General features: G+C 59.5%; 13 protein-coding genes. 10 read left to right on the plus strand and 3 right to left on the minus strand.

Going from position 1 to position 12,736, the window contains the following annotated elements; translation table 11 throughout:
- Positions 1-9: 9 nt before the first annotated feature.
- From J2T09_RS15555 to J2T09_RS15565, 3 genes are all read right to left on the minus strand, one after another.
- Positions 10-342 (minus strand): hypothetical protein, encoded by a 333-nt coding sequence (locus J2T09_RS15555; protein WP_306836239.1) that lies wholly within the window; start codon positions 340-342, stop codon positions 10-12.
- A 168-nt stretch (positions 343-510) separates the two neighbouring features.
- Positions 511-1,953: a M81 family metallopeptidase gene (locus J2T09_RS15560; protein ID WP_306836241.1), complete on the minus strand. Its 1,443-nt coding sequence runs from the start codon at positions 1,951-1,953 to the stop codon at positions 511-513.
- A gap of 20 nt (positions 1,954-1,973) precedes the next feature.
- Positions 1,974-3,107, minus strand: a complete 1,134-nt coding sequence (locus J2T09_RS15565) for an ROK family transcriptional regulator (protein ID WP_306836243.1) — start codon at positions 3,105-3,107, stop codon at positions 1,974-1,976.
- A gap of 124 nt (positions 3,108-3,231) precedes the next feature.
- Between J2T09_RS15565 and J2T09_RS15570 the strand changes: the two genes are divergently transcribed.
- The 10 genes from J2T09_RS15570 to ccoP all read left to right on the plus strand — a co-directional run bounded on the left by J2T09_RS15570 (position 3,232) and on the right by ccoP (position 12,602).
- Entirely contained in the window at positions 3,232-4,785 is a 1,554-nt protein-coding gene (locus J2T09_RS15570) for an ABC transporter substrate-binding protein (RefSeq protein ID WP_306836245.1), read from the plus strand.
- 54 nt (positions 4,786-4,839) lie between these two features.
- On the plus strand, positions 4,840-5,760 hold the full coding sequence (locus J2T09_RS15575; protein WP_306836247.1) for an ABC transporter permease: 921 nt from the start codon (positions 4,840-4,842) through the stop codon (positions 5,758-5,760).
- Between the two features lie 2 nt (positions 5,761-5,762).
- Entirely contained in the window at positions 5,763-6,641 is an 879-nt protein-coding gene (locus tag J2T09_RS15580) for an ABC transporter permease (protein ID WP_306836249.1), read from the plus strand.
- The gene (locus J2T09_RS15585) at positions 6,638-7,594 is read left to right on the plus strand and encodes an ROK family protein (RefSeq protein ID WP_306836251.1); all 957 of its coding nucleotides are present in this window, start codon (positions 6,638-6,640) and stop codon (positions 7,592-7,594) included. Before J2T09_RS15580 ends, J2T09_RS15585 begins: the two co-directional genes overlap by 4 nt.
- Complete coding sequence (locus J2T09_RS15590; RefSeq protein WP_306836254.1) at positions 7,591-8,328, plus strand: copper homeostasis protein CutC; 738 nt, start codon at positions 7,591-7,593, stop codon at positions 8,326-8,328. Before J2T09_RS15585 ends, J2T09_RS15590 begins: the two co-directional genes overlap by 4 nt.
- A 77-nt stretch (positions 8,329-8,405) precedes the next feature.
- Complete coding sequence (locus J2T09_RS15595; protein ID WP_306836256.1) at positions 8,406-9,068, plus strand: HAD-IA family hydrolase; 663 nt, start codon at positions 8,406-8,408, stop codon at positions 9,066-9,068.
- Between the two features lie 134 nt (positions 9,069-9,202).
- On the plus strand, positions 9,203-10,825 hold the full coding sequence (gene ccoN / locus J2T09_RS15600) for a cytochrome-c oxidase, cbb3-type subunit I (protein ID WP_306836257.1): 1,623 nt from the start codon (positions 9,203-9,205) through the stop codon (positions 10,823-10,825).
- An 11-nt stretch (positions 10,826-10,836) separates the two neighbouring features.
- Entirely contained in the window at positions 10,837-11,568 is a 732-nt protein-coding gene (gene ccoO, locus J2T09_RS15605; protein ID WP_306836260.1) for a cytochrome-c oxidase, cbb3-type subunit II, read from the plus strand.
- 11 nt (positions 11,569-11,579) lie between these two features.
- Positions 11,580-11,735, plus strand: coding sequence for a cbb3-type cytochrome c oxidase subunit 3 (locus tag J2T09_RS15610; protein ID WP_306836262.1), 156 nt, complete (start codon positions 11,580-11,582; stop codon positions 11,733-11,735).
- A gap of 3 nt (positions 11,736-11,738) precedes the next feature.
- Positions 11,739-12,602: a cytochrome-c oxidase, cbb3-type subunit III gene (gene ccoP, locus J2T09_RS15615; RefSeq protein WP_306836264.1), complete on the plus strand. Its 864-nt coding sequence runs from the start codon at positions 11,739-11,741 to the stop codon at positions 12,600-12,602.
- Positions 12,603-12,736 lie beyond the last annotated feature (134 nt).

Below are 12,736 nucleotides of genomic sequence, written 5' to 3' on the forward strand. Positions count from 1 at the left end.
TCGACAGGCCTAGTGGCCGTCTTTCGACAGCCTCAGGATACGGCTGTCCCAGTGCTTGAACGACTGGGCCCAGCGTGCCAGTGCGTCGGCACCCTGTTTGTCGCCCAGGGTCTTGTAGACCAGATCCGGCGTGTGGACCCAGGCGTCCATTTCGCCGAGACTTTCAAGCGGCACGCGAACATAGGCACGCTCGCCATCGCCGACATAGGTCGTGTAGACTTCAAGTTCTTTCTGATTGGCTTCCCTGTGGGCCTTGAGAACGGTCTGAAGACCGTCGGCCCACTGCGAACCAAGTTCTGTCTTCACATCGAAGGCGATTTGATACACGAATGGCGCAGACATTTTCGCTCCTTCCCTTGTTTTCGGTGAATCGATGTATGCGAACTGCAGTGCGCCGCGACCTTAGGTTTTGCTCCAAATTGATACAACTTAAAGGTTTCGTATGTGCATCAAGATAACTGTCGGTTGTTTTTCGACGGGTGAATGTTCAGATGCGGGTATCAGTGCGACCTAAAAACTGTCCGATCGCGCTGTCGGCAGGGCTTTCGGTTGATAATCAAAATCCTTGTCGAACGGATAGGTCGGATGACTGCGCCGTTCGTTGGATAACCGTTCGACGAATTGATCCACCACGCCGGGCGAGAGCGCCATCAGGTTCGGGTTGGCGATCGGCGCCAGTTCCGGTGAAAGATAGCCGGACTTCACGACAATGATTTTTGCACTCTGCGGGTCGAGACGCAGTCGGGTGAAATCGGCAATATAGTGATAGGGACGCCGTTTGGCGGATAGTACCAGTTCGATCCCGCCGATCGTAACAACTGCCTGCCAGTCAGCAGGGTCCTCCGCCTCGGCCAGAAATCTGACCTTGGCCGCGACATGGATCGGCTTGCTGTTGATGGCATCCAGCGACGCGCCGATAGAAAGATCGAGTTCCGCCCCGATACCGGCAGAATAACAGGCTTCCGTTGCCGTCTTGTCGGCGATGCCGGCAAAGATTACCCCCTGAGCATCGTGGGTAATCAATTCGGCCAGAACCTCCGCCCGGTCGCCCACACCGCCACCGGTCGGGTTATCGCCGGATTCGGCGAGAACGACGGGCGCGGTGGCGCTCGATATGGCCTTGGCCACACATTCCTGGATGGAACCGGTTTCACAACCGAACACGAATTGTTCGCGCGCATCCCAATAGGCCTGCGCCACACGTTTGGCTTCCCGTTCCAGTGCGGACCGGTCGGTACCGGTCATGATTGCACAGGCCTTTGCCCGTGGTTCGTCGGCCCAGACATAACCGACCATCAATGACGCATCCCAGACGCCGGGCATCGCGTCGATTTCGGGCAGCATGGCATAGAGGCTGTTTGCCGGCTCATCGACGGTGCTGGTGCGCTCGCCCGGAAGAACGACGGGGATGGGTGCCCAGACGATCATCGGTTTTTCGCCCGTCTTCAGGCTGCGCACCAGCATGGAGACCGAGCGGCGCATGGTTTCTTCCACATCGATATGCGGCGCGGTGCGATAGGTGGAATACATGTCGAGCGCATCGAGAATGCGCTGGCTGACATTGCCATGCAGGTCGTAGCTGGCAGAAACGGTGCAGTCGGGGCCGACAAGATCGCGGGCGGCAGTGATCCAGTCACCTTCGGCATCCTCCATGTCCTCCACATACATGGCGCCATGCATGGCGAGATAGAGACCATCGAGCGGCAGAAGCGGTCTCAGACGTTCCAAAAACTCTGCCTTGAAACCCTCATAGGTAGCGCGCGCAACCGGGCCACCGGCAATGGCGCGTGCATGAATGGTTGGCAGGAATTCGGCATCATAATCGTTCAGGAAAGCGAAGTAGGGCGCGTTCGTCAGTTCATCGCCGCGGGTGACGCGAAAATCCTTCTCTTCGTTCAGGACCGGGTTGTAGGTACTGCATTCGATATGGATGCCGCCGACTGCAATGCGCATGGAAAACCTCGCCTAGATGCTCAATTCGTATTGGGGCCAATCAGAAAATTATGGGCGGCGATGCTGGCTGCGCCGCGCGCCCAGATATCGTCGGACACGCGGTGCAGACGGATCGGTGTCTGCCCGGCATAACGCGGCAGCACATTGGTCTCGATCGCCTGTTGCATGACCGTGCCGAACAGGCCTTGCAGTCCGTCTTCCGTATGCGTGATGAGGATGAGGCCAGGGTCATTGATCTGGATGAGATTGGCGATGGCCAGACCCAATGCCGAACCGGCGCGGTGCAGGATTTTTATGGCGGCCGCATTGCCGGTGGCGGCAATCTGTTCGATGTCGGACAGTGTGGTGCAGGCAAACCCTTCCACGCGCGCCATTTCCTTGATGGCGTTCATGGATGCGATCGTGTCGAGACAGCCGCGTTTGCCGCAACGGCAAGGCGCGCCGCCCAGTTCAATCGTGCAGTGGGCGATTTCGCCGGCGCCACCATGATTGCCGCGATAAAGCCGGCCATCGATCACATGCGCGCAGCCGATACCGTCGCCGAGCGAGACCACTGTAAAATTCTGCTGGTCACGCGTGCTGCCGAACAGTTTTTCGTGGACGGCGATCGCCTTTGCGTCGTTCTCGATAAACGCGTTTATCCCGGTATGTTCACGAACAATGTCTGCCAGCGGCACGCCTTGCCAGTTGAGCAGCGTGGACTGGATGCAGGTGGCCTGCCGTTCATCGACAAAGCCGGAAAGGGCAATGCCGATGCCGCCGATCTTGGCGGCGGCCTGCGGATGGACCTTGAAAAGTTCCGGCAATCGTTCGGCAATTGATTGTGCGATCGTCTGCGGATCACGTGACAGCGGCATGTCGATCCTGGCGATGACCTTGCCACCGAGGTCGCACAGGATCATCGGCGCCGGATCCTGAATGAGCGATATGCCGGCGAAAAAAGCCCATTCCGGTTGCAGGTCGAGCCGTGTTGAAGGGCGCCCCTGCCCATAGACCGTACCCGCCTCATGCAGAACGCCGAGATCGATGAGGTCGCGCGCCAATCCGCTCATGGCGGCCTTGCTCAGACCTAGCGCCACGGCCATCTCGGTACGACTAAGCGGTCCGGATTCGCTGATGACCCGCAGAAGCTGGCGATGGGATGTGGTGAGCATGGGAATGGCCGCGATGAATGAGAGGCTTGACACTAAGTTCACCGAGTGAACAAATCAACGATAATAAATAATAAAAATGACCTAAGGCGGCATGCCGCTGAAAGCGCAACAAGAGGGTGAACGAATGAAGATGATTCAGCAGAAACTTCGCCGCCGTCTGGTTCTGGGCTGTGCCCTTGCCATCGGATTTTCCATGCCATTCACGCTTCCGGCTCTGGCGGCAGCTGCAACGCTCACGGTGATGCAGAGCGAGGCGCCGCGGTCCATGGATCCGGGTGATCAGACGGCAACCTTTACGGCCGCGGTTCTCGATCCGATGTATGAAGGCCTCGTACGGCGCGATCCGGACCTCTCGTTGCGACCGGCCCTTGCCACCGAATGGTCGGCGGATGCGTCTGGTCTGATCTGGACCTTCAAGCTGCGCCAGGGCGTGAAATTCCATGACGGCACGCCGTTTGATGCCGATGCCGTGGTCAAGAATTTCGCTCGCCATCTCGATACCAAGCGCGGCCTCGCCGCCAGCGGACGCCTGCGGACCTTCCTCGACAGCGTGACGGCGATCGATGCCTCGACCGTGCAATTCAAGCTGAAGACAAAATATCCGGCCTTTATCGCGCTTCTGTCGACCGGGCCCTGCCTGATCGTCAGCCCAACGGCGGATGCAGCCGGCACGATCGGCACCAAGGCCGTCGGCACCGGCCCTTACAAGCTGATGGAATACAAGTCCGGCGAATATGTCTTGCAGGCCAAAAACACCGAGTGGTGGGATGGCGCGCCCAAGGGGTCCGATGAGATCAAGTGGACCTGGACGACTGAGACATCGGTCATGAGCATGGCGCTGCAGACCGGCGATGCCGATATCGTCAATCCGCTGCCGCCGGCCTTTGCCAATCAGCTGAAGAACAATACGGATATGGCCGTCAACGCGTCCGAAGGGTCGGCGGTTTTCTGGGTGTCGCTGAACACGAAGATGAAGCCGCTGGATGATGTGAAAGTGCGCCAGGCGTTGAACTATGCGACGGATCGCGACGGTCTGGTGCGTGCCTTCATGCAGGGCTACGCGACGCCGGCCAATTCGCCGCTTGCGCCGGTCACGCCCGGTTACGACAAGACTCTGGCGCCGTACGACTATGATGTCGACAAGGCCAAGGCCCTTTTGGCGGAAGCCGGTTATCCCGACGGTTTTGCGATGACCACGATCGTGCAGGATCAGGAAGCCCGTATCGGCGAGCTGCTGCAGGCCATGTGGGCCAAGGCGGGCGTAAAGCTTGAGGTCAAGCGCATGGAAAGCGGCGTCTGGTCCAAGGCCGCCTTCCTTGATCCGGCCGGCAAGGAGAAGGATGGCATCAGTTCGTCGATCGCCTCATGGTCTTCGGGTGTCAGCGGTGCCGATCTGCAGTTCCGCCCGCTTTATTATTCCAGGAGCGCCTCGCCGACGGGCGCCAATCTCGGTTTCTTCGCCGATCCGAAGCTGGACGAGCTGATCGACAAGGCGGCCTCCACGCTCGATGAAAAGGCCCGCAATACAATCTATGGCGAGGCGCAGAAGGTCGTGAACGAGCAGGCCCCGCATGTTCTGTTGTTCACGAAGCAGGATCTTTATGCGACCCGCTCCACTGTCAGTGGTGCCTGGATGATCCCGGGCGGTCTCGTCGTGGTCAAGGACGCCAGGAAGTAAGGGCATGAGACCGGTCGGCCGGAAACCCGGCCACCGTCTTGGCCGGGAAAGCTGATGAAATCCTATATTCTCCGAAAATTGCTGGCCTTGCCGCTGATCCTGATCGGCGTATCGCTGCTGGTCTTTCTCGCCATCCGGGCCTTGCCGGGCGATCCTGCACGTCTGATGGCGGGGCCGGAGGCCACGCAGGAAGCGGTAGACAACATGCGGTCCCGGCTGGGCCTCGATCGCACGCTGGTCGCCCAATATGCCGAGTTCGCCGGCAACGCCGTACAGGGGGATCTGGGCCTCTCCATCAAGTCGAAGCTGCCTGTCGTGGATGAGATTGCCGAGCGCATGCCCTATACGATCGGGCTGGCTGTTTGCGCTTATCTGCTCGCAATCAGCATCGGCGTGCCCGCCGGCATGATCGGAGCGATCTATCGTCACGGCTGGCCGGATCAGGCGGTGATGCTTTTGGCGATCGTCGGGGCTTCCATTGCCAATTTCTGGCTGGCCTTGATGGCGATGAACACATTTTCCGTCGGGCTCGGCTGGTTGCCGTTGCTCGGTGCCTCGTCATGGAAAAGTTTCATCCTGCCCTCGGTCACGCTGGCCGTTCTACCGACGGCGGTCATTGCCCGCATGACCCGCTCGAGCATGATCGAGGTGCTGGCACAGGATTATATTCGCACTGCCCGCGCCAAGGGGCTTGCACCGGGGTCGGTCTATTGGGGCCATGCGCTGCGCAATGCTCTCATCCCGATCGTCACGATCATCGGCCTGAATTTCGGCAGCCTGATCGGCGGGGCAGTGGTAACGGAATCGGTATTCAACTGGCCGGGTATCGGCCGGTTGCTGGTGGATTCCGTGCGGTATCGTGATTATCCGGTCATTCAGGGTGTCACGCTGGTGGCGGTCACCGGCGTGGTGATGATGAACTTTCTGGCGGAACTGGCGATTGCCGTTCTCAATCCCAAGATCAGGCTGGATTGACCATGGTTTTTCCAACAGACACTGAAAACAACGCCCAACGACCCTGGTCAAAGACACTGTCCCGCCTGTTCCATTGGGCAATGGCGCATCGCAGCATCGTCATTGGCGGCGGATTGGTCGGTCTGATCGTGTTGGCCGCCCTCCTTGCGCCTTTTATCGCACGGTTCGATCCTTACGAGCAGGATCTCCTGTCGACAATGATGCCGCCCTCCTGGGATCATCCGTTCGGCACGGATGACAATGGCCGCGATATCCTCGCCCGCGTGCTTTACGGCGCCCGTATCTCCTTGCTGGAAGTGGTGCTGAGTGTCGGACTGTCGATTCTGGTCGGCGTGCCGCTCGGCATTTTTGCCGGCATGTCGGGCAGGATGGTCGATCAGGCGATCATGTGGGTGATGGATATCCTGTTCGCCTTTCCCGGCATCGTGCTCGCCATCCTCATTGTCAGCGTGCTGGGGTCCAGCCTGATGAACCTGATGATCGCCATCGCCATCTTTTCCGTGCCGGTTTACGCCCGCCTCAGCCGCAATCTCACGCTCGGCGTAAAAAGCATGGATTACGTGGAGGCGGCGGTTTCGCTCGGCATTTCCCGTCGTCGTATCATGACCCATTACATCCTGCGCAATTCCGTCGGCCCCATCATCGTTCAATCGACGCTGACGGCCGGCACGGTCATCCTGTCTGCCGCCAGCCTGTCTTTCCTCGGCCTCGGCGCACAGCCGCCTTTACCGGAATGGGGCGCGATGATGAGTGACGGGCGCAATTATCTGGGCCTCAACATCTGGATGTCGCTGTTTCCAGGCCTTGCCATCATGATCACCGTGCTGGGTTTCAACATTCTAGGCGATGGCCTGCGTGATCTTCTGGATCCCCGGCAATGATGGCGACTGTCCCTCCGATCTATGCCGTCGATATCGGCGGCTCGTTCATGAAATTCGCCGTTTCAGCCGAACCCGGTGCGCTGCGCATGCTCGACCGTATCGAAACGCCGGCAGGCTCATGGCCGGATTTTGTCTCCGCCCTGTCATCGCTGGTAAAGCGCCATGTCCCGGCAGACCAAGCGGCAGCACCTCTGGCACTTTCGATCGCCGGCCTGATCGATCCGAAAGATGGCGTGGCGACCTCCGCCAATATTCCCTGCATTACCGGCCGCTCGCTCGCAAGAGAGCTCTCGGTAGCACTCAGTCGCCCGGTTTTTGCCGCCAATGATGCGGATTGCCTGACACTTGCCGAAGCGAATGAAGGGGTAGGGCGTGGCCATGCCGTCGTTTTCTGCGCCATCATGGGCACCGGCATCGGCGGCGGTCTGGCAATCGATGGCCGCCTGGTCAAGGGTGCCGGCGGCGTGACCGGCGAATGGGGCCATGCTCCGGTGCTGAACACGACAGTCGATTTCGGAAAGGGCGGTACCGTGCATGTTCCGCGTTTCTACTGCGGTTGCGGTCAATCGGGCTGCGTCGATACGATCGGCGGCGCGCGAGGCATGGAGCGCTTGCACACGTTTCTGCATGGTGAGGGTTGTACGAGTCATGAAATTCTTGATGCCTGGTCGAGTGGTGATGCAAAGGCTGACGGCACCATGACGGCTTATCTGCAACTGCTCGCTGATCCGCTGTCGCTGGTCGTGAACATAACCGGTGCTTCGATCGTGCCGGTCGGCGGTGGGCTTGCCTCGGAGCCGAAACTGATCGCGGCGCTGGATGCAGCCGTGCGAAAGCGCATTCTCAACCGTTTCGATCATCCGCTCGTCGTGCCGGCCATAAGGCAGGATGATGGCGGACTGGTCGGCGCGGCTGTATTGGCGCGGCAGGAACAACAAAGGGCGGCGGCATGACCATTCTGCTCGAAGTCTGTGTCGATGATCCGACCGGTCTTGCCGCTGCCGTCGAAGGCGGAGCGGACCGTATCGAACTCTGCGCAGCGCTCGATATCGGTGGCCTGACACCCTCGCCGGGATTGATGACCCTGGCTTCCCGCGCGCCCGTTCCCGTTTATGCAATGATCCGCCCGCGCGCCGGCGCATTCGTTTTTGATGATGCCGAAGAGGTCGCCATGGTGGCGGATATCGAGGCTGCGCTGACGGCCGGCCTTGCCGGCGTGGTGATCGGCGCGAGCCAGAATGACGGCAGTCTCGATGTAGCCATGCTTGCACGTCTCAAGGCCGTTACCGGAAATGCCGGCGTCACGTTGCACCGTGCTTTCGATCTGGTGCCGGATATGGAGCTTGCACTGGAACAGGCGATCGATCTCGGTTTTGAGCGGATTCTGACGTCCGGTGGGCAGAAAACGGCGATTGAAGGCGCCGATATGATTGCCCGGCTAAATGATAGGGCAGGGGCACGCATCCGCATCATGCCCGGTAGCGGTCTTCGTCCCGCTAATGTCGAGAACATGTTGCAGCTTGGTGTCGGCGAGGTTCACGCCTCCTGTCGCCGGCCTTTTGGCGCAAGTCACGATGATCGTGCCACGGCCTTCGGTTTCCAGCCGGAAACACGGTTTGAAACGGATATCGACCTCGTCCGGCAGATGCGCACAAGACTGGACGGCTGGCCCGGCGACAAAAAGTAACGCTGCGGTCGTTTGCATCCCGGCCGCCGGGCCGTTATCCAGAAGCCCCGACATCGTCCCGCCGAGGTATTTTCCGCATGTCCGATTCGCTTCCGCAAAAGACCTATGACGCCTTCCTGTTCGATATGGATGGCACCATTCTGAATTCACTGGCGTCCGCCGAGCGGGTCTGGGGTCGGTGGGCTGCAAGCCACGGACTGGATGTCGAAAAATTCCTGCCCACCATGCATGGCAAGCGCGGCATCGATACGATCACCGAACTGAACCTGCCGGGTGTCGATCCGGTGGCGGAAGCGGCGATCATCCTGCAAGGCGAAATCGATGATGTCGAAGGTGTCGTGCCGATCCCCGGTGCCATCGAGTTTCTGGCGTCGATCCCGCCGGAAAAATGGGCGATCGTCACCTCTTCGCCGATCACGCTGGCCAAGCGCCGGCTTGCCGCTGCCGGCATAACCGAGCCGCGCTTCATCGTGACGGCCGAGGATGTAAAAGTCGGAAAGCCCAATCCGCAATGCTATATTCTCGGCGCCGAACGGGTCGGTGTCAGCACATCGCAGGCACTGGTGTTCGAAGATGTCATGGCCGGCGTCAAGGCCGGTGAAGCAGCCGGTGCCGATGTGGCCGTCATCACGCATACGCATGCACATCCGTTCGAGACCAACCATCTCAAGATTGCCGATTACCGCGATCTCACCACGCATATGAATCCGGACGGACGCCTGTCGCTGCAGCGAAAGTAGAGCCTCTCTAAACTGCGCGCCGCACCTTGATCTGAATCAAGGTCGCCAAACACATCAAATGACATTTCTGCCTGAGAGCGGCGGTCGAACATCGGATTCGACCGTCCGTCATATGCTTCAGGGGGATGTTCGCGATGAACAATACCATTACCATTGGCGGGCTGGTTGCGGGGGCGTTTCTTGCGCTTCTGGGCGCTGGTTTCGCCCATGATGATCTTTTTGCCGCCCATATGTGGGTTCTCTTCTTCTGTCTTGCCATCAGCACGGTTGTTGTTGTGCGCCGTGTTGATTTTTCCGGTGCAGGCCGGGCAAGCAGCCGGGATGATCAGTCCGGCTACTTCGACGAGGTCATCCGTTACGGCACGATCGCAACCGTCTTCTGGGGCGTGGTCGGTTTTCTGGTTGGCGTTTTCGTGGCACTGCAACTTGCTTTCCCGGCGTTGAACCTCGAACCGTTCCTGACCTTCGGCCGTGTCCGGCCGCTGCACACATCGGCGGTCGTCTTCGCGTTTGGCGGTAACGCACTGATCGCAACCTCCTTCTACGTCGTCCAGCGCACATCGCGTGCCCGCCTGTTCGGTGGCGACCTGGCATGGTTCGTGTTCTGGGGGTACCAGCTGTTCATCGTCATGGCGGCCACCGGTTATCTCCTGGGCATCACCCAGGGCAAGGAATATGCCGAACCGGAATGGTACGTGGATATCTGGCTGACCATCGTCTGGGTCGCCTATCTACTCGTTTTCCTCGGCACGATCCTGAAGCGCAAGGAACCCCACATCTATGTGGCCAACTGGTTCTACCTCGCTTTCATCGTCACCATCGCCATGCTGCACATCGTCAACAACCTGTCGATGCCGGTTTCCTTCCTCGGGGTGAAGAGCTATTCGGCCTTCGCCGGTGTTCAGGATGCGCTGACCCAGTGGTGGTACGGCCATAACGCCGTCGGCTTCTTCCTGACGGCCGGCTTCCTCGGCATGATGTATTATTTCGTGCCCAAGCAGGCCGACCGCCCCGTCTATTCCTATCGCCTGTCGATCATCCACTTCTGGGCTCTGATCTTCATGTATATCTGGGCAGGCCCACACCACCTGCATTATACGGCTTTGCCGGACTGGGCGCAGACGCTCGGCATGGTCTTCTCCATCATGCTGTGGATGCCATCCTGGGGTGGCATGATCAACGGCCTGATGACGCTCTCGGGCGCTTGGGACAAGATCCGTACCGACCCGATCATGCGCATGATGGTCATGGCGATCGCCTTCTACGGCATGTCGACCTTCGAAGGTCCGATGATGTCGATAAAGGCCGTCAATTCGCTCAGCCACTATACCGACTGGACCATTGGTCACGTTCATTCCGGCGCTCTCGGCTGGGTCGGCATGATCACCTTTGGTGCCGTCTATTTCCTCGTGCCGAAACTGTGGGGCCGCAAGCGTCTTTACAGCCTCGCCATGGTCAACTGGCACTTCTGGCTCGCCACGCTCGGCATCGTTGTCTACGCGGCCGTCATGTGGGTTGCCGGTATCCAGCAGGGCCTGATGTGGCGCGAATACGATGATCAGGGTTTCCTCGTCTATTCGTTCGCGGAAACCGTCTCGGCGCTCTTCCCCTATTACCTGCTGCGCGCGCTCGGCGGCGCCATGTACCTCGCCGGCGGCATCATCATGGCCTTCAACGTCACCATGACCATTCTTGGTCATGAGCGCGAAGAACGCCTTACCGGCCAGGCCACGGCCAACCTGCAGCCCGCCGAATAAGGACGAAACTCATGTCTTTGATGGATAAACATCAGTTCATCGAGCGCAATGCGACCCTGCTTCTGGTCGGCTCGCTGCTCGTCGTGTCGATCGGCGGCATCGTGGAAATCGCGCCGCTCTTCTACCTGGAAAACACAATCGAGAAGGTGGAGGGGATGCGTCCCTATTCACCGCTCGAACTGGCCGGACGCAACATTTACATCCGCGAAGGCTGTTACGCCTGCCATAGCCAGATGATCCGTCCGTTCCGCGATGAGGTCGAGCGTTATGGCCATTACAGCCTCGCAGCCGAATCCATGTACGACCACCCCTTCCAGTGGGGATCCAAGCGCACAGGGCCGGATCTCGCCCGTGTCGGCGACCGTTATTCCAACGAGTGGCATGTCCAGCATCTGTCGGACCCGCGTTCGGTCGTGCCGGAATCGATCATGCCGAGCTACGCCTTCCTCAAGGAAACCAAGCTCAAGGTCACCAGCGCCACCATGGAGCTGACGGCAAACAAGCGCGTCGGTGTTCCCTATACGGACGACATGTTGGCCAACGCTCAGGCCGATCTCGAGGCGCAGGCCAATCCGGACGCGGATACATCCGGTCTTCTGGAGCGCTATCCCAAGGCCAAGGTCGGCAATTTCGATGGTGATCCGACACGCCTGACCGAGATGGACGCCCTGGTTGCCTATCTGCAGGTACTCGGCACCCTGGTCGATTTCTCGACCTATGACGACGCCACCGGTTATCGCTGAGGAGGGCATCGATGGAAACCTACACAGCAATGCGTCACTTCGCCGACAGCTGGGGCCTGCTTGCCATGGCCCTGTTCTTCGTCGGCGTCATCTTCTTCACCCTGCGTCCGGGCGGCAAGGCATCGGCGGACAGGGCTGCGCATATCCCTCTGAAGGATGAGGACTGACCCATGTCCGAAAAACATGTCGATGAAATCAGCGGCGTCGAAACCACCGGTCATGAGTGGGACGGCATTCGCGAACTCAACAACCCGCTGCCGCGCTGGTGGCTGTGGACATTTTACGCCTGTATCGTCTGGGCGCTTGGTTACACTGTTCTTTATCCGGCATGGCCGATGCTGACGGAAGCCACGCCCGGCATTCTGGGCTATTCCAGCCGCGCGGACCTGACGACGGAAATGGAAACGGCAAAGCTTGCCCAAGGCGATATCCTGGCAAAGATTTCGCAGTCTTCTTTGCAGGAAATCGTTGCCGATCCGCAGATGAACCAGTTCGCCATTGCCGGCGGTGCCTCCGCCTTCAAGGTCAACTGCTCCACCTGCCATGGTTCCGGTGCCGAAGGCAGTATCGGTTATCCGAACCTCAACGATGACGACTGGCTCTGGGGTGGCGACCTCGACACCATCCAGCAGACCATTGCACATGGTATCCGCGATGCCGTCGATCCGGACACCCGGATTGCAGACATGCCGGCCTTCGGCGACATGCTGCAGACCAATGAGATCCGTCAGGTCGCGGCCTATGTTGTCAGCCTGACCGGCACGCCGCGGGATGTCGCCATGGTCGAACCCGGCAAGCAGATCTTCCTCGACAATTGCTCATCCTGTCATGGTGAGGATGCGAAGGGCAATCGTGAGCTTGGTGCGCCAAACCTTGCCGATGCGATCTGGCTCAAGGTCAATGGTGAGGCGGAAATCGCCGAACAGGTTCGCGCGCCCAAGCACGGTGTCATGCCCGCCTGGCAGGCCCGTCTGAGCAGTGACACCATCAAGCAGCTGACCGTTTACGTTCATTCGCTGGGTGGCGGCGAATAAGCCGGAGCGGCGGATTGTCATCTGCTCTCGATCTCGGGCCGCGCTTTGCAAACCAGCGCGGCCTTTTCGTTTGTCAATTCTGTCGCACCAAAAACTTGACCTAGGTCAAGGTTTGTCACGCTGACGGGTGGGAA

The organism is Neorhizobium huautlense (genome assembly GCF_030811685.1).
Taxonomy (GTDB): Bacteria; Pseudomonadota; Alphaproteobacteria; order Rhizobiales; family Rhizobiaceae; genus Neorhizobium; species Neorhizobium huautlense_A.